Origin of the sequence: Micromonospora sp. NBRC 110037 (genome assembly GCF_001652995.1) — a bacterium.
Taxonomy (GTDB): Bacteria; Actinomycetota; Actinomycetes; order Mycobacteriales; family Micromonosporaceae; genus Micromonospora; species Micromonospora chalcea.
Map to the genome: position 1 here is coordinate 127,527 of NZ_BBVA01000005.1, position 16,480 is coordinate 144,006.

At 69.5% G+C, this 16,480-nt stretch carries 20 protein-coding genes; 9 read left to right on the forward strand and 11 right to left on the reverse strand.

Going from position 1 to position 16,480, the window contains the following annotated elements:
- Nucleotides 1-72 precede the first annotated feature (72 nt).
- Genes A4R25_RS16880 through A4R25_RS16895 form a run of 4 tightly spaced genes read left to right on the forward strand, consistent with a single transcriptional unit; the run spans nt 73 to nt 3,350 of the window.
- On the forward strand, nt 73-957 hold the full coding sequence (locus tag A4R25_RS16880; protein ID WP_104114715.1) for a hypothetical protein: 885 nt from the start codon (nt 73-75) through the stop codon (nt 955-957).
- The gene (locus A4R25_RS16885) at nt 954-2,291 is read left to right on the forward strand and encodes an AMP-binding protein (RefSeq protein WP_082931051.1); all 1,338 of its coding nucleotides are present in this window, start codon (nt 954-956) and stop codon (nt 2,289-2,291) included. Before A4R25_RS16880 ends, A4R25_RS16885 begins: the two co-directional genes overlap by 4 nt.
- Entirely contained in the window at nt 2,288-3,022 is a 735-nt protein-coding gene (locus A4R25_RS16890; protein ID WP_064447349.1) for an SDR family NAD(P)-dependent oxidoreductase, read from the forward strand. The genes A4R25_RS16885 and A4R25_RS16890 overlap by 4 nt, the downstream gene beginning before the upstream one ends.
- A gap of 49 nt (nt 3,023-3,071) precedes the next feature.
- Entirely contained in the window at nt 3,072-3,350 is a 279-nt protein-coding gene (locus A4R25_RS16895) for a phosphopantetheine-binding protein (protein WP_158559989.1), read from the forward strand.
- 78 nt (nt 3,351-3,428) lie between these two features.
- Here A4R25_RS16895 and A4R25_RS16900 read toward each other — a convergent pair whose 3' ends face one another.
- Together A4R25_RS16900 and A4R25_RS16905 are read right to left on the reverse strand one after the other, a co-directional pair.
- Nucleotides 3,429-3,905, reverse strand: coding sequence for a MarR family transcriptional regulator (locus A4R25_RS16900; protein ID WP_231915556.1), 477 nt, complete (start codon nt 3,903-3,905; stop codon nt 3,429-3,431).
- Between the two features lie 8 nt (nt 3,906-3,913).
- Nucleotides 3,914-5,161 carry an NAD(P)/FAD-dependent oxidoreductase gene (locus A4R25_RS16905; RefSeq protein WP_064447351.1) on the reverse strand — a complete coding sequence of 416 codons (1,248 nt, stop codon included), beginning with the start codon at nt 5,159-5,161 and terminating at the stop codon, nt 3,914-3,916.
- A gap of 91 nt (nt 5,162-5,252) precedes the next feature.
- Between A4R25_RS16905 and A4R25_RS16910 the strand changes: the two genes are divergently transcribed.
- On the forward strand, nt 5,253-5,636 hold the full coding sequence (locus A4R25_RS16910) for a PadR family transcriptional regulator (RefSeq protein ID WP_043325311.1): 384 nt from the start codon (nt 5,253-5,255) through the stop codon (nt 5,634-5,636).
- On the forward strand, nt 5,633-6,529 hold the full coding sequence (locus A4R25_RS16915; RefSeq protein WP_064447352.1) for a hypothetical protein: 897 nt from the start codon (nt 5,633-5,635) through the stop codon (nt 6,527-6,529). Before A4R25_RS16910 ends, A4R25_RS16915 begins: the two co-directional genes overlap by 4 nt.
- 167 nt (nt 6,530-6,696) lie before the next feature.
- Here the strand turns inward: A4R25_RS16915 and A4R25_RS31170 are convergent, their stop codons facing one another.
- The 3 genes from A4R25_RS31170 to A4R25_RS31495 form a co-directional block, all read right to left on the reverse strand.
- Entirely contained in the window at nt 6,697-7,644 is a 948-nt protein-coding gene (locus A4R25_RS31170) for a matrixin family metalloprotease (protein ID WP_157539110.1), read from the reverse strand.
- Nucleotides 7,645-8,195: 551 nt separating this feature from the next.
- Nucleotides 8,196-9,284, reverse strand: coding sequence for an epoxide hydrolase family protein (locus A4R25_RS16925; protein WP_064447354.1), 1,089 nt, complete (start codon nt 9,282-9,284; stop codon nt 8,196-8,198).
- Nucleotides 9,285-9,427: 143 nt separating this feature from the next.
- Nucleotides 9,428-9,658, reverse strand: coding sequence for a hypothetical protein (locus A4R25_RS31495; RefSeq protein WP_197494920.1), 231 nt, complete (start codon nt 9,656-9,658; stop codon nt 9,428-9,430).
- Here A4R25_RS31495 and A4R25_RS16930 point away from each other — a divergent pair.
- A complete protein-coding gene (locus A4R25_RS16930; protein WP_064447355.1) occupies nt 9,657-10,634 on the forward strand; it encodes a phosphotransferase family protein in 978 nt (325 codons plus the stop codon). The two genes, A4R25_RS31495 and A4R25_RS16930, sit on opposite strands and share 2 nt — an antisense overlap.
- 8 nt (nt 10,635-10,642) lie before the next feature.
- Here the strand turns inward: A4R25_RS16930 and A4R25_RS16935 are convergent, their stop codons facing one another.
- The 4 genes from A4R25_RS16935 to A4R25_RS16950 all read right to left on the reverse strand — a co-directional run bounded on the left by A4R25_RS16935 (nt 10,643) and on the right by A4R25_RS16950 (nt 13,028).
- Nucleotides 10,643-11,056 carry a nuclear transport factor 2 family protein gene (locus A4R25_RS16935; protein ID WP_064447356.1) on the reverse strand — a complete coding sequence of 138 codons (414 nt, stop codon included), beginning with the start codon at nt 11,054-11,056 and terminating at the stop codon, nt 10,643-10,645.
- Nucleotides 11,057-11,131: 75 nt separating this feature from the next.
- On the reverse strand, nt 11,132-11,461 hold the full coding sequence (locus A4R25_RS16940; protein WP_064447525.1) for a cupin domain-containing protein: 330 nt from the start codon (nt 11,459-11,461) through the stop codon (nt 11,132-11,134).
- 13 nt (nt 11,462-11,474) lie between these two features.
- The gene (fmdA, locus tag A4R25_RS16945) at nt 11,475-12,728 is read right to left on the reverse strand and encodes a formamidase (RefSeq protein WP_064447357.1); all 1,254 of its coding nucleotides are present in this window, start codon (nt 12,726-12,728) and stop codon (nt 11,475-11,477) included.
- A gap of 21 nt (nt 12,729-12,749) precedes the next feature.
- Nucleotides 12,750-13,028, reverse strand: coding sequence for a zinc ribbon domain-containing protein (locus tag A4R25_RS16950; protein ID WP_043325298.1), 279 nt, complete (start codon nt 13,026-13,028; stop codon nt 12,750-12,752).
- Nucleotides 13,029-13,231: 203 nt separating this feature from the next.
- Between A4R25_RS16950 and A4R25_RS16955 the strand changes: the two genes are divergently transcribed.
- Together A4R25_RS16955 and A4R25_RS16960 are read left to right on the forward strand one after the other, a co-directional pair.
- Nucleotides 13,232-14,407 carry a cellulose binding domain-containing protein gene (locus tag A4R25_RS16955; protein ID WP_064447358.1) on the forward strand — a complete coding sequence of 392 codons (1,176 nt, stop codon included), beginning with the start codon at nt 13,232-13,234 and terminating at the stop codon, nt 14,405-14,407.
- Nucleotides 14,408-14,418: 11 nt separating this feature from the next.
- A complete protein-coding gene (locus tag A4R25_RS16960) occupies nt 14,419-15,543 on the forward strand; it encodes a glycosyl hydrolase 53 family protein (RefSeq protein ID WP_064447359.1) in 1,125 nt (374 codons plus the stop codon).
- Nucleotides 15,544-15,579: 36 nt separating this feature from the next.
- Here the strand turns inward: A4R25_RS16960 and A4R25_RS16965 are convergent, their stop codons facing one another.
- Together A4R25_RS16965 and A4R25_RS16970 are read right to left on the reverse strand one after the other, a co-directional pair.
- Complete coding sequence (locus A4R25_RS16965; protein WP_064447360.1) at nt 15,580-15,984, reverse strand: DoxX family protein; 405 nt, start codon at nt 15,982-15,984, stop codon at nt 15,580-15,582.
- A gap of 98 nt (nt 15,985-16,082) precedes the next feature.
- Nucleotides 16,083-16,421, reverse strand: a complete 339-nt coding sequence (locus A4R25_RS16970) for a hypothetical protein (RefSeq protein WP_064447361.1) — start codon at nt 16,419-16,421, stop codon at nt 16,083-16,085.
- Nucleotides 16,422-16,480: the final 59 nt, after the last annotated feature.

Here is a 16,480-nt window from a genome sequence, read left to right on the forward strand (position 1 = left end):
GTCTCTCGGAGCCCTCGGATGAGTCTCCTCGGAGGGCTGCGGGACGTCGTGCCGACTCCACCCGAGCACCGGGTGTGGATCAGCAGGGCCGAGGCGCTGGACACCTTGCGGTGTACGCCCGAGGAACTGGCGCAACTGGTTGCCGCCGGCCTCGTGGAGGAGGACGGCCGACACGACTACTGCGACGTGTGGAACGTTGGCCTGCTCAGCGGCACCGGACGCAGCAGTCCGGAGCGGATCATGATCTTCTTCGCGAGGATGCTGAAGTCGTACGGCGCGGACTGGGTCTCCGCGCGGGCCTACGAGATCGTCGGCTGGGCCCAGTGTCCCCGCGCGGAGCACTGCCCGTCGTCCGAGTGGAGCGCGCCTGTCCTACCGGACGTGCAGTGGCAGCATGAAGAGATCCAGGCCGGCAGGGCGGAGTGGCGCGGCAGGGTCGAACTGACCGGGAACACCGCCACGGTGCGAGACCCGAGGGTGCGGGAGGTCTGGGACGACCTGCTGCGGCGGTACCGCTTCCACTTCACACCCATGACCCTGTCCTCCGATGTCGCCGGCACCAGGCACCGGGGCGTCGGCGACTGCGACTCGCTGTGTCAGGTACTGATGTCTGAACTGCTGGACCGTGGTGTGGCGGCCGAGCAGGAGTCGGGCTACATCTTCGGAGGCGCACGCCTGGGCCTGCATTCCTGGGTACGGCTCGTGGACACCGACGGGGAGGTCAAGATTCTCGACCCGGCCATGGCCCTGTTGTCCGACCTCTTCTTCACGCCCGAGTACAAGGCGTTCTGCTGCGGGTCCGGCAGTAACCGGGTGCTACGTCGCGCGAGTCGCGAGGGCATGTTCGCGGCTCATCCGTGCGTCACCGAAGACGGCAGGATCTTCTACGAGTTCACGCTCCGGTCGATCCGCCCCGGTCGGGCGCCGGGCCCGCGGTGCAGTGAGGGAGCAGGATGAACGGCCCTGAGGTGGAAGTCACAGACCATGACGGGACGCGCGGCGGAGCGGGGGCCGCTGCCGTCGGTCGTCCGGTCGTCATCGACGGCCGGTCTCCGCCGCTCACCTCGCACGACCTGCACGCTGACGTTCTCGGCCTGCGACGTCGCGTACCCCGGGGCGCGACCGTGGCCCTGGTGGGGCAGAGTTCCCGCCTGGTCGCCTCAGCCATCGTCGCACTCGAGGGCTGGGCCGCCCGGGTCGAGTTCGTGGGTGACCTGAGTCCGACCGTAGGCTCGGCGGAGGCGGTGGTCCTGCGCGAGGCCGGGGCTGATGCCCCAGCTGCCGCCTACGCATCCCACGGCGAACTGTCGGCCGGGGACGCGAGCACCGACGTGCGTACGCTCTGGCGTGTCTTCTCCTCAGGCACGACGGGGACGCCCACCCCGACCGACCACAGTCTCGACTCGCTGACGCGGCGAATTCGCCCGGTACGCCCGGCGCGGAATCCCGGCGACCGCGAGCAGCGGCGGTGGGGTCTCCTGTTCTCTCCTACCCGGATGGCGGGCATCCAGGTCGTCCTCCAGGCGATCCACGGCGACACCCTGGTGGACGCCCACCACGCCGCCGGGCTCGACGAGCGCCTCCAGCTGTTCGCCGGAGCCGGCATCGACGCACTGTCCGCGACTCCGACGATGTGGCGGATGATTCTGCGCAGCAGGGCCTGTGACGACCTCCGGCTGCAACAGATCACGCTGGGTGGTGAGATCGCGACACAGTCGCTGATCAATGCGTTGCGGCGGCGGTTCGATGCGCGCGTCACGCATGTCTACGCGTCCACCGAGGCCGGTGCCGCCTTCTCGGTGAGCGACGGCAGGGAAGGTTTCCCCCGGCATTTTCTCGAGCCGGCTCCCGGCCGTGTGGCACTGGAGATCCGCGACGGCGTCCTGTTCGTCCGGGCGCCGGGAAGCAGCACGGCGCAGCCGGACGGATTCGTCTGCACGGGCGACCTCGTCGAGCCTCGCGGTGACCGGGTCTACTTCGTCGGCCGGAAGTCGCAGACGGTGAACGTCGGAGGGGACAAGGTCTCGCCGGAGCGGGTCGAGGAGCTGATCCGGCGGCATCCCGCAGTACATGATGCCGTGGTGACGCCCAGGCGCAGCCCGATCACGGGCTGGATCCTGACCGCCCGGGTTGTGCCTTCGCCTCTCGGCAGTGGGCTCGACCCCGACGAACTGCAGTCGGCCCTGCGGTCATTCGTCGCCGACCATCTGCCCCGGTCGCATACTCCCGCCTCGATCACCGCGGTAACCGAGTTCTTCTTGTCGCCCACCGGAAAGGTCAGCAGAGCGTGAACGAGGCGGATCCCCGCGGCGACTGTCCGTACGCGGTAGTGACCGGAACCAGCAGTGGCCTGGGGCGGGCGGTGGCCCGGCGGCTCGGCAGCGACGGATACCGGGTGGTGGGCCTGGCCCGCCGCGAGGTCGAGCCGGAGGAGGTGGGTCCGGGCTATGTCCACGTCCGTGCCGACCTGAGTGATCTGGAGTCCTTGCCTGGCCTGGCACGCGCAATCGTGGAGGCGCACGGCGCCCCCTACGCGCTGGTGAACAACGCCGCTCGCGGCACCGACGGTCTCCTGCCGCTGGTGAAGGACAGAACCATCTGGGAAACAGTGCAACTCGACCTTGTGTCGCCGATGGTTCTGACGAAGCATCTTGTCCGCTCGATGATCTCAGCGGGCCGGGGACGCGTGGTCAACGTCTCCTCGATCGTTGCCTCGACGGGATTCCGCGGTCTGTCCGTCTACGGGGCGGCGAAAGCGGGTTTGGAGGGGTTCACCCGTTCGCTGGCCCGCGACGTAGGGCGGCGCGGCGTGACGGTCAATGCGGTGGCGCCGGGCTTCCTTGACACCGAGATGACCGGCGCCCTGGGGGCGGAGAGCCAGGCGCGCATCAAGGGGCGCAGTCCGATCGGCCGGTTCGCACGTCTCGACGAAGTGGCCGCCGCAGTGACCTACCTTCTTTCCCCGGATGCCGCCGGTGTGACCGGAACGCTGATCACCGTGGACGGCGGCTCCACCGCATGAGGCCCGGACCGGAAATGTGGACGGACAAACACGTAGGGAAGGTGGCGCAGTGCTCGAGCGGGAACGTGTAGCGGAGATCGTTCTTCGTGAAGTGGTCAAGCTGATCAAAGAGGAAGGGGGCGAGGACGGCGACGTCAGCCTGCAGAGCGGCCTGGCCGACAGCGGCTTGGACAGTCTCGCCTTCGCCGTCCTCGTTACGCGGCTCGAACAGTCGATGGGATTTGATCCCTTCCTCGCGTTGGAGGACGAGATCTTCCCCCGGACGGTGGGGGAGTTGGTGGAGGTCTACGTCGGCAATCAAATGGAGAGCGTCCCACCTCACAGGTGATGACTGCCGCTCCCCGGCAGGTTGGACGACTTCCCAAGGGAGCCCATCGGCGCGCCGTCGTCACGGGCGACGGCCGGGCTACTCGGTGTCGCCGTCGCGGAGGTGGTCCAACTCGGCGAGGTACATCGCCTGCAGGCGGTCGTGGTGCCGGACCAGCAGCCGGACCTCCTCGGCGCTGTAGCCCTCGACGAGCCGTTCCGCCCGCTCGGCGAAACGCTCGTACGGCCGCTCCAGGTCGGCGATCCGCTCCGGCCGTATGGTGACGACGACACGCCGCCGGTCTGCCGGGTCGCGCTCGGCCGTCACGTAACCGGCCTGCTGGAGCCGGCGGAGCATGCTGGTGACCGCACCGGTGGTGAGGCTGGTCCGCTCGGCGATCTGCCCCGCGGTGGCGGAGCCGATGTCCGCCAGGTAGTCCAGGCACTCCAGGTCGCTCACGGCGAGGCCCAGCCGCTCCGCGATGGCGTACCGGAACACCATGGACAGCCGCGACGTCTCCCGCCCGGCGCGCATGAGGTCGGTGATCGCGGAGGCGCGGGCCGGATCGTGGGACATGCGGGCAATCATGCCTCCGGCACGGTGACCCGGTGCAGCCGAGGTAGCACGCGGGTCAGCACCCAGTGTGGCGCGGCCGCGCCCCCGGTGAGGCGGCGCATCAGCCCGGAGGCGGTGTCGACGGCGCGGAAGGCGTAGTCCGTCATCTCGTCCTGGTAGGCGGCGATCGCCTCCTCCGCCGAGGTGGCGCCCGCCCGCGCCTCGACCAGCCGGCGGCCGAGCAGGGCGGCGTCGCGGAGCGCGGTGTTGCCGCCGTGGGCGCCGAACGGTGGCATGACGTGTACGGCGTCACCCATCATCGTGGCCCGTGGCACCGCCCACCGGTGCGGCCGTCGGCCGGTGGCGAAGAGGTTGAGCACCGTGGCGTCCAGCTCGGCGGTGTCGACCAGGCGCCGGATGAGCGGATGGAAGTCCGTACTCAATCGGTCGGCCAGTTTCCACAGCGCCAGCAGGTTCCCGCGGACGTCGGCCGGCAGTTCCTCCTGCCGGAGCAGCAGGCCCCACATGACGTAGTCGTCGCCGCTGGGCGCGTAGTTGCCCGGGGCCAGGCGTGCGAACGCCGCCTGCGGGCTCTCGCCGAACCGCATGGAGGTGAAGAAGAAGGCGCTGCCGGGCCGGTCGGCGATGGCCAGGACCCCGCTGGTACGCAGTGCGTCGGGGATGACGCTCTCGCCGTTGCGCAGCAGGGGAGAGCGGCCGTAGATCCCCGCCATCGAGGTGTTCGCCGGGTCCGCGTCCGGCATGAGCTGTGGTCGCAGGGCCGAGCCGACGCCGTCCGCGCCCACCACGACGGTTGCCGCGGCGGCCTCGCCGTCGGAGAACCGCAGTCGAAGCCCTGCCGGGCCGCCGCTCTCCACCGCGACGGCGTCCTTGCCGTAGTGGATGCGCCCGTTCAACCCGGACTGCAGGATCGACCGCAGGGTCAGCCGGTCGACCTGGCGGGTCGCGCCCGGCTCGTCCTTGAACGTGATGGTGAAGGCGTCCCGCAGCCGGCTGTTGGTGAAGCGCAGGTGACCGCCGGGCTCGTCGCCGGTGGCCAGCGCCAGGTGGTAGAGCGAGCGGGGCAGGCTCTCGCGAAGCGCCTCCAGCCCGTACCGGTCGAGAATGATCCGGTAACCCTGCCGCCGGATGAAGGGGCCCGGGTCCCGCTCGTAGACGTGCACGTCGATGCCGGCGCGCGTCAGGTACTGGGCGAGGCAGAGGCCGGAGAGGCCGGCGCCGGCGATCGCCACCGAGAAGTCCGTCGATGTGCCCATGCAATTACCTTAATCATTAAGACAATTTGAGCAAGGGTCACTTTGAACAGTCACCTTGGACGGATACTCAAGTTGGTTGTATATTCGGCTCATGGGATCGGCTTCGCGTCCCGCGCTACGGGAACCGTCGTACTTCGTCCTCGCCGCTCTGCTCGGCGGGCCGCTCCACGGCTATGCCGTGATCAAGCGGGTCAAAGAGCTGTCCGACGGGCGGGTGACCCTCGCCGCCGGATCGCTGTACTCCGTGATCGACCGGCTGCTCGGCGAGGGCCTCGTCACCGCCGACGGTGAGGAGATCGTCAACGGGCGTGCCCGTCGCTACTACCGGCTCACCGACGAGGGCTGTCTCGTACTCACCGAAGAGGCCGACCGGCTCGCCCAGGCCGCCCGGGTGGTCATGGACCGCCTGCCGCGCCGGGTCCAATCGCAGGCAAGTGCCCGTCACCCTTCTACCGCGAGGATCAGACCAGCATGAGTTCCGATGTCCTGGAGAAGCGCTACCGGATGCTGCTGCGGGCCTACCCCGCCGACTACCGCCGCGAACGCGCCGACGAGCTGATCGACACGCTGATCGGCGACGAACCCACCACCCGCCGCTGGCCCAGCCTCCGGCAGGCGGCATCGCTCATCCGGGGCGGCCTGCGGGTGTACGGCGGCGGCGCCGCGCCCCGGCCCACCGCCGTGCTGTTCTGGCAGGGCATCCACCTGGGCGCCATCGCGGTGCTGGCGCTGGGTGTCCTCATCGGCCTGGACGACATCGTCGAGGCGTTCCAGTTCGGCGGACTCTCGGACCCTCTGACCGTCCTGCGGAATCAGGGCATCCACGAGATCGTGCTGATCGCCGCGCTGGTGGCGCTCGTCGCGGGCCGCGCCCGTACCGCCGCCGTTCTGGCGGTGACCGCGGCGGTGGTGCCGACCGTGATCTCGCAGTACCTGTTCCTCAACGGCCTGCCGCAGTGGTGGGCGCCGGTCGTCGCCGCGCCGCTGATCGTGCTGGGGCTGCGGCGCCCGGCGGACGTGCCGCCGGCGCCCCGGGCCAACGCCGTCCTGGTCACCGCCGGCATCCTCGCCCTGCATCTCATCCCCGCGGGCGGCCTCCGCATGGCCGACGCCGGTCCGCGGATCGTCGTCGCCGTCATGGTCGTCGCCGGGATTGCCGCCTTCCTGTGGGTGGCCACGGCCGACCAGCGGCTGCTGATCGCCGTCGTCCCCACCCTCCTGCTGGGTACGCTCCACCAGTTGGACAACAGCGGGTTGACGGGGGAGTTGCTGCGCCGGCCGGACGCCCTGCCGTCCCTGGTCGTCGCGGTCCTGATGGCTGTCGTCGCGGTCGTGTCGACCCGGCAGCGGCAGCGCACCCGAGCCTGACCGGTCCACAACGGCGGCCGGCAGGGATCTGTAGCCGACTGTGGCACACGGCCGCCGCACGTTCATCGGCGGTCCTCAGACCATCGATGAACGTGCGGTGGCCGTCCTCATGGCTCGCCACACCCAACGCCGAAGCCGAGCGACGCCGGAGTACTACGGCTTGCCTGTCAGTACAAGGTGCCCATCCCGGTAAGATCACCGCTTCGCTTGACTCGCTTATTCACTCCCGTGCCGAGCGTCGGGAACATCACCGGATAAGAGCTGCCCGTGTAGTGCGCCAAGCCAAAGCCGTGCCCAGCCTCATGCGTGGCAACGGAGATGAGGTCGAAACGCCCCGCAGGGACAGTCCCGGAAAGGCCGGTGAACCAGTTCGTGACCCGGTTGTTGAATGCTATGTCGACCTCTACTCTGAGGCCGGAGCCGTCGACCCACGAGTAGGTGGCTCCCAAGATGTCCGGATCAAATCCGGCCCATCCGACTACATTTCCGTTGTCCCTCGTTCCCCACGTGTAGCGGGTGGTTGACCCTCGATAGTCGGGGAAGGCGAACGTGTAGTACGTGCCGCATGCGGAAGAAGTGTCAGTTATGAATTGGAAGCCGTACTTGATGGCTTGAAGCGCGTCCGAGGCCGGCTGCGACCGGCTGTTGTAGGTCCACGGAAACACAGATTGCTGCCATACGCCGCCGCTGAAGTTGTATTCGTAGGAGCTTCCGCAGTACGTAGGCACAGCTGCGAGCCCAGATGACTGAGTCTTCGCTGCCCCGGCTGGTTCTGGGTGCTTGGTGGCTGGTTCTGCACGTTTGGCGAGGATGCGCTTGAGGGCGCCCGCTGTGGCAGTGGATCCAAGCGCGGGCGTCTCGTCGATCTGCAACGCCAGTTGACCGTCGGTCGCCCGATAGACAGAAGCAGCGCTCGGGCCCGTCGAGCCGGGCGTCCGGAGAACCTGCACGATGGCGACCATGCCTGGCTCCGGAACTGCAACCTCGAGACCCTCGGCGACTCGGACGACGGTGTCCGAAGCCAATTGGCAAGAAGTGCCGACCGACTTGATCTCGCTTGGTGACAAGGTTGAGCTGCATGGAATCTCGGCAGCGAACGACGGCGTCGTCGGCATCAAAGCGACCGCAGGCATCAAAGCGGTTAATGCGATTACGGTGCCGACTGACCTACTACGGCCTTCTTTTCGAGCCATGGAACACCCAACCCCCGTTGAGAGACATAGTCTTAAATTTTTGGATGTCTGGACACTGTACGAGGCCAGGTTCCCTTAGTCAAGATTCAGGTCCTTTGCCCGTGCGCGACAACTGGACAGGACGAGGCAGCAGGAAGCTCCTCAGTGCGGAAATTGCGTCTGGTCGATCATGTGTCCACGCAGGAACTTCGGCGGCACGAGCGACAGAGGGCTGTTCAGCGTGACGCTCCTGATAACCCCGTACGCGATGAGGCCGCCGCCTCCACCTGCCTTCGGGCGGACGGAGGCGGCGGCCTCTTTGGTCGTTTCCGCGCCGGCTGCCGCAGCATGCCCCGCGCGCCATCTCCGAGCGGCGGGCGCGTAGCTGGTCGACGTGGGCGGCGACGATCGCGGCCACCCGGCTCCTGCGGCGCGCCAGCTGGCACCACCAGGTACCGGTCCGGGTCGGCGGTGCCGCCGGTTGAGCTACTGGATCACCGCAGCGCGCTGAAGAAGGCGCGCAGGTCGGCAGCGAGCAGGTCGGGCTCTTCCTGGGCGAAGAAGTGGCCGCCGACGGTGGGCTCGCGCCAGTGGGTGAGGTTGGCGTAGGTGCGTTCGGCGAACGACCGGGGCAGGCCGGCGTCCTCCACGCTGACCGTGATACCGGCAGGCACGGCGACGATCGGCAGTGGTGGGGCCAGGCGGTCGTCACGGTAGGGCCGGAAGGACGTGCCGATGCAGTTGGTGACCCAGTACAGCATCACGGTGGTCAGCAGTTCGTCGAAGCCGAACCGGCGGGAGATGTCGCCGCCGCAGTCGCTCCAGCGCTGGTACTTCTCGATGATCCATGCGGCCAGTCCGGACGGCGAGTCGCTCAGCGCGGCCGCAAGGGTGTCGGGCCGTGTCTCCTGGATGATTCCGTAGCCCCAGTCATCCTGGGCCTTCGCGTCGAGCATGGCGACGAACGCCTCCTCGGCTGGGCTGAGGTCGCCCCTGCGGTCCGCCGGCGGGAACTTGATGTGCTGCGAGAAGACCCCGATGACCCGATCTGCGTGGCGGGCGCCGAGCCACGTCGACACGCCGGACCCGATGTCGCCACCGTAGGCGCCGAAGCGGTCGTAGCCCAGACGGGTCATCAGCTCAGCCCACACGTCCGCGACAGCCGCCTCGGTCGTCGGGCCCTCGGCGAGTGGTCCGGAGAAGACGAAGCCCGGCAGGCTCGGTATGACGAGGTCGAAGTCTGCGAGCCGGGACACCAGGGGCAGCATCTCCGTGTACGTGCTGGGCCAGCCATGGGTCAGGATCAGCGCCGTGGCGTCGGGCGATGCCGAGCGGACATGAACGAAGTGGACCGGCGCGCCTCGGACCGTGGTGACGAACTGAGGGTGCCGATTGAGGGCACGCTCGACCGCACGCCAGTCGAATCCGTCGAGCCAGTACCGCACCAGATCTGCCAGGTACGCAGGGTCGGTGCCGGCGCCCCACGGCTCTCCTGGGGCGGCCGGCGCGAGCCTTGTCCGCGAGAGCCGAGCCCGCAGGTCGTCCAGGACGGCTTCGGGCACATCGATGTGGAAGGGCGTCACCTGATCATGATTCCATCGCAAGGAGTCACTCGGCAGCCGCCCGAATGGGCAGGCTGCAGACTCGATCTCCGATCCGGGCGAGACATCCCCGACACCGAGGTCCTCGTCGACGGCTACGCCTACGGCTCGTTGTCCATGACGGCCTACACCCTGGGCATGTCCTGTCCACCGCCTGGCCTGCCGCCGGACGGCTCCAACATCTGAGCAAGCGCCGGCTGCTCGGTGGCACCATCGATGAAGCCGACCTGCATCAGCAGCGCGAACACGGTCAGCGCCGGGGCGGGCCGGTCCGCGAAGTCCGCTGCGTCAACTCGGTTGTGTGCCGCTGCTCGGCCTGGCAGCCTGGCTGCCTCGATCTGACGAGAGGCGGCCATGACGCGGACCTTCCTGCAGCCGGACGATCTGCACGACCTCGTGTCGGACCAGTTCGGCTCCGACCGGCGGCTCGCTGCCCTGGACCGGCTGACGGGCGGCACCAAGAAGGGCGTCTACCGGCTCCGGCTGGACGACCGGACAACAGTGATGCTGTACGTGTGGGCCGCGGACGAGAACTACTGGCCCCCGTCACCGACCATCCCGGACGACCCGTTCACCGATGCGTCGGGCGCGGATCTCTTCGCCGCCAGCCACGCGGCGCTCACCGCGGCAGGTGTGCGTGTCCCGCATCTGATGATGATCGACCGGGACGGCCGTCACCTCGACGCCGACGTCGCGCTCGTCGAGGACGCCGGCGCGCGACGGCTGGAGGCGGTGCTGGAACACGATCCGGCCACCGCCGCCAGGCCGCTGTCCGCGCTCGGCGATGCCCTGCGCCGCATGCACACCGCCTTCGGACCGCACTACGGCAAGGTCGCGGCCGTCGCGCGAGGTGAGGCGTCCCAGACGCGGCGCGCGGAGGACGTTGTCGTCGACCGGGCGCTCGGCCACCTCGACGCGGCAGCGGCCCGCGACGCCCGGCTGGCCGACGCCCATCACCGGATCGCCGCCCACGTACGCCACCTCAGGAGCGCGGTCACCCCGCGCGTGGAGTACGGGCTGGTGCACGGTGAACTCGGCCCGGATCACGTGCTCGTCACGCCGGCCGGCGAGGCCGTCATGATCGATTTCGAGGGGCTGACGTACTTCGATGTCGAATGGGATCATGCCTGGCTGCAGATGCGCTTCGGCGAGTCGTACCCGGCGCTGCGCCCGGTCGATCTCGATCCCCACCGGCTGGAGCTCTACCGATACGCGCAGACGTTGTCCTTGATCGAAGGGGCACTACGGATCGCGGACACCGACTTCCCGGACCGGAAGTGGATGCTGGACCTGGCCGAGTGGAACATCACCAAGGCGCTCGCCGCGACCTGACGGCAGCCTCAGTCGGCCGGACCGACGTGTGCCGCGAGCAGGCGCCACCCCTCGTCCTCGTCGAGGATCCATGTGCGCGTGTAGCGGACCCGGGCGAGAAACGGCTCGCCGGCGAGGGTGCCCTCCACGGTGCCGAGGAACCACGTCACACCGGTGCCGCCGGCCACGAGGACCGCCAGGTCCTCCTCGTCCACCCGGGTCATCGTCTGCTGCCCGGATCGGTGCACGTGCAGGTCGTCCTGCTTGGAGTAGAGGCGGCCGTCCGGCCCGGTGAACACGAGCCGGTCATCGATCAACCGATCCAGCGCCGCGACGTCGGAGGACAGTTGGGCACGTTGAAGACGCCGTTCGGCGGCGCGTAGAGCTTCGACGCCGGGGAGATCCGCGCCGCCGTTCCCCGTGGGGTGATCATCGGTGTCCATTGACGACAACGTAACAGCGATTATCCGGGAGCGCTGACCGCCTGTACTGGTCAGCGGGGACGGCGGGTTCGCCGGTCAGCGCTTGGCGACGGTGAGCAGCACCGCGGCGTCCTCCAGTGCCTCCAGCGTGTGCCGTCGGTCCGGCACGATCAGCAGATCGCCGGGTGCGCCGTCCCAGGACGTCTCGCCGGCGCCGAGCCGGACCCGGCCGTGCAGCACGTGGACGGTGGCCTCGCCGGGGTTCTCGTGCTCGCCGAGCGCCTGGCCGGCGGTCAGCGCGATCACCGTCTGGCGGAGCCTGTGCTCGTGGCCGCCGTAGACGGTGGAGCTGCTGCGGCCGCTGGAGGAGGCGTGCGCGAGCTTGAGCTGTTCGCGGGCCAGTGCGGTCAGGGATGACTTCTGCACGAGGGTCACCTGCTCACGGCAGGGTGGCTTTCGGGGCGCCCTTGCCCGGGTCGATCCGGGTCGGACCGGCCGCCGAGGGTCGGATGTCGAAGTCGAAGATCTCGGTGGGCAGGTAGACGGTCGCGCAGGAGTTGGGGATGTCCACCACGCCGGAGAGCCGGCCCTCGATCGGTGCGGCGCCGAGCAGCAGGTACGCCTGTTCCGGCTGGTAGCCGAAGCGGGTCAGGTAGTCGATGGCGTGCAGGCACGCGCGCTGGTAGGCGAGCTGCGAGTCGAGGTACCGCTGTTCGCCGTCGAGGGTGACCGAGAGCCCGGAGAAGGCCAGCCACTGGGAGTACTGCGGCGGCGTGTCACCCGGCATGAAGATCGTGTTCTCGGCGACGCCGTACGTCTGCATGCCGTTCTTGATCAGGTCGACGTGCAGGTCGACGAAGCCGCCCATCTCGATGGCGCCGCAGAAGGTGATCTCTCCGTCGCCCTGGGAGAAGTGCAGGTCGCCGAGGGACAGGTTGGCTCCCGGCACGTACACGGGGTAGAAGACCCGGCTGCCGACGGTGAAGTTCTTGATGTCCTGGTTCCCGCCGTTCTCCCGAGGCGGCGCGGTTCGCGCCGCCTCCGCGGCCACCCGGTCGAAGTCGGCGCCGGTGAGGCTGCCGAGGATCGCGTCCTGCGGCTCGGGGGGCAGGGCCAGGGGCGGCACCCGGTCGGGTGCGGTGGCGATCAGCGCCCCCTCCCGCTGGTTCCAGGTCGCGAGCAGCGACGCGGACGGGGCGGTGCCCATCAGTCCCGGGTGGGCGATCCCGGTGAACGAGACCCCGGGGATGTGCCGGGAGGTGGCCTTGCGGCCGGTGAAGTCCCAGACCGCCTTGTACGCGTCGGGGAACTGTTCGGTGAGGAAGCCGCCGCCGTTGCCGGTGGGGAAGATGCCCGTGTAACCCCAGCCCTGACCGGCCAGCGGACCGGACTCCTGCGGGATCGGGCCCATGTCGAGGATGTCGACCATGAGCAGGTCGCCCGGCTCGGCGCCCTCGACGGCGAACGGGCCGCTGAGCGCGTGGACCCGGGTCAGCGGAGCGTCCCGGATGTCCTCGGCGGAGTCGTCGTTGTGGATCGCGCCGTCGAACCACTCGCGGCAGTGGACGCGGAACGACTGTCCGGGCCGTACCGTCGCCACGGGCGGGATGTCGGGATGCCAGCGGTTGTGCCCGACCTTCTCCTGGTCGGTGAACCTCTTCGTGGAGTCGAGGGGGAACAGCAGTTCAGGCACGGTCTTGAGCCCTTCTCGTGGTCACCATCGGGGCAGGCGGGCGTGGGCCGGGTTCGTCGAGCGGCGCGCCGGGCGACGGCCGGGCACCTGCCCGACCACCGCCGGCTGTTCCGCGCTGCGTTCGGTCCGGTCGATGGCCTCGCGCAGCGCCGCCGGCGTGCGGGTGAGCCGGGGCGCGGAGAACACCCGGGTCGCCGGGCCGTCACATCGGGGGCAGCTCGTCGACGGGCCCGCGGTGCCGACGGGCATCACGACGTCGAAGCTGCCGTCCTGCGGGCAGCGGTACTCGAAGGTGGCCATCGCCGATTCCCGTCCAGCCTTCGTGTGTGCGGTGGCCGTTCCGCAGCGGCTCACCCTGTCTCTCCGATTGTGGCTGATTGCTCAGATAGGCGGCGCGAAACGACGAATCAGGCAAAGGTGGTGCCTTGGTCGCCGGGTTGCCGCCCCGACCGAGGTGTGGGATACGTTGGCGATCATCGATGCGTTGGCGGCATCGTCGGCGTATGGCTGCCGTCTCCTCGTCCTCACTTCTGCGCCGTCTGCGGCCGGGTCTGCCGGCGGCCGTCGTGGTGTCCACGGCGGTGCTCGGCGCCGCCCTGACCGCGGTGCCGCCGGCGGGCGCCGGCGCCGCGTACCCCGCTGTCGCACCGGCGCCCGGCGGGGCCGCGGCGCCCGTCGCGGACCCGACCGGGACCGTCTCGCCGCCCACGTCGACGCCCAGCACGCCCAGCACCACGCCGTTCCCGCCGAGCCCGCCCACGAACCTGACCGCCACCCAGGTGCGGACCACCTCGGTCACCCTCACCTGGACGGCCGCCACGCGCGGCTGCTGCCCCGTCGTCGGGTACGACATCACCTACTACCAGGCGTTCGACGACGTGATCTACAGCCTCAGCCTCGGCGACGTCACCACCACCACGATCACCAACTACATCCAGCCGGGCCGGCAGTACTCGTTCCGGGTGTCGGCCCGCGACGGCGACGGCCGCCGCTCGGCCGCCACCGACGCGCTGACTGTGGTCACCCCGGTGACCGACACCGGCCCGGACACCACCCCGCCGAGCGCGCCGCAGAACCTCACAGTCGGCGAGGTGACCGGCTCCACCGCCACGCTGTCCTGGGCACCGTCGACCGACAACGTCGGCGTGCTCGGGTACAACGTCTACCGGTTCGACGGCTGGTTCACCTCGACGCTCGTCGCCACCGTGCCGGGGACCACGTACACCGGGCCGCTGCCCCCGTCGACGCCGCTGCGCACCCTGTACTACGTGCGGGCCCGGGACGCCGCCGGCAACGTGTCGATCGCCTCCAACACGGTCACCGTGCCCACGACGACCACTCCGCCACCACCGCCGCCCTCGACCTGCCGGGTGACCTACCGGAACCAGTCCGAGTGGGCCGGCGGCTTCGTGGCCACGGTGACGGTCCAGAACACCGGGACGGCGGCGGTCGACGGCTGGATCGTCACGTTCGGCTTCCCCGGCGACCAGCAGATCACCAACGCGTGGAACGCCACGGTCGGGCAGGCCGGCGCCACGGTGACCGCCCGCAACGTCGACTGGAACCGCGTCATCGCCCCGGACGGATCCGCGACCTTCGGCTTCCAGGGACGGTGGGGCGCCAGCGACGCGCCGCCGACCGGCTTCTCGCTCAACGGCGCCCCCTGCACAGTCGGCTGAGAGGAAGTCCTGTGACCACACGCCACCGCCGCCGCGCCCTGGCCGGGGCCGTCACGGCCGTCGTCCTCGCCCTCACCACCACGATCGGGGGTACGCCGGCGCCCGCCGCCGCCGCGAACACGCTCAGCATGCGGGGCGCGGACGTCTCGTCGTTGCAGCGCAGCCTGGACCTGGGGGCGAAGTACTACGACGCGGGCGGGGTCGCCCGTGACCCGCTGGACATCCTCAGGTCCGCCGGCGTCAACTACGTCCGGCTGCGCGTCTGGAACAACCCGGCCAGCGGCTACAACAACAAGAGCAAGGTGCTGGTCCAGGCGAGAGCGGCCAAGGCGAAGGGCCTCAAGGTCCTCATCGACTTCCACTACTCCGACACCTGGGCCGACCCCGGCAAGCAGTACAAGCCGGCCGCCTGGGCCGGCCACAGCCTGAACCAGCTGCGCAACGACGTGTACGCCTTCACGTACGACGTCTGCGCCGCCCTGCGCGGGCAGGGCACGCTGCCGGACAGCGTGCAGATCGGCAACGAGATCAACGTCGGGATGCTGTGGAACGAGGGGAAGGTCGTCAACAACGACTTCGCCCCGCTGGCCGGCCTGCTGAAGCAGGGCTACAACGCGGTGAAGGCCTGCGGCGGCGGCATCCCGGTCATGATCCACACCGCCAACGCCGACAGCAACGCCAACGCCCGCTGGTTCTACGACGGCATCCGCGCCCAGGGCGTGCAGTGGGACATGACCGCGCTGTCGTACTACTGCATGTGGCACGGCAGCCTGGCGAACCTCTACAACAACATCGTCGACCTGCGGAACCGCTACGGGAAGCCGGTGGTGATCGTGGAGACCGCGTACCCGTTCACCCGGGACGACGCGGACGGCCAGCCGAACGTCATCGGCGACGTCACCTGCGACGGGATCAGCGCGACCTGGGCCGGGCAGGCCCAGCAGTTCGACTGGGTCCAGAACACCGCCCGCAACGCCGGCGCCATCGGGGTCTTCTACTGGGAGCCGACCTGGTACGCCGTCCCTGGCAACGGCTGGGACCCGGCGAACATCAACGGCACCGGGAACGGCTGGGACAACATGGCCGTCTTCGATTGGTCCGGGCGGGTGAACCCGGGGGTGCGCTGGACGCCGTGACCGGCCGCCGGCCGCACCCCGGGTGCACCCGCCTGCTCATCGCCTGAAGAGGCGGCCTATCGAGTCGCGCCGGCCCCAGGCGATGAACACGAACAGGAAGAACAGCACCACCGGGGTGATGACCAGCGCGCCGCCGTCCAGGATGAACGCCTGGGTGATGGCGGCGCCGACCATGAGCAGCGCCAGCCCGACGGCGGCCAGGCCGGCGAGCCGCGGCACCAGCAGCCCGATGCCACCGGCCAGCTCCACCAGGCCGATGAAGTAGCGGAACCAGGGCGCTGCGCCCATGTCCTCGAAGGACTGGACGGTGTTCGTCTCGCCGAACAGCTTGGGGCCGGCCGAGGCGACGATGAAGAAGACGCCGAGGAAGCCCTGGAGCACCCACAGCGTGCGGTGCAGCCCACGGGTGACGGGCGGGGGAGTGGTGTCGACAACGCTCATGGCTCTCGTCCTCCTGAAGAATCAGCTGGTGCATCCGAACGGATGCACCAGCTGAGACCGGCCGGGACATGTGAACTCATCGGTGATCCGGCGGACCGCTACCAGGCCTTGCCGCGGATCGGGGGCACGTCGAGATCGTGCTCGCCGCCCCGGTGCTCGGCGAGCAGTCGGCGGCGGATCGAACGCCAGGCGACGCGCTCCTGGCGGCGGCCGAGCCTGCGGCAGGCCTGGAACGTGCAGAGCCGGCAGCCGCAGAGGTTGGGCGCCTGCGCCGACACCTCGCGGTGGCAGCGGGTGCGGATCCACCTGGGCGAGGCGAGGAACTCGGCCAGATCGCAGGCGCCCAGGTGGTGTCGGTGGATGTCGGTGAACCAGCGGCGCAGGTACGGATCCCGCTGCTGCACACGCTCGGGTCGGTGGATGTCGGTACGGGCCATGTGACGACCGCCCTTCGGCCGCCCGCGCACCATGCGCGGGACTAACGCCTCTCTGGCAT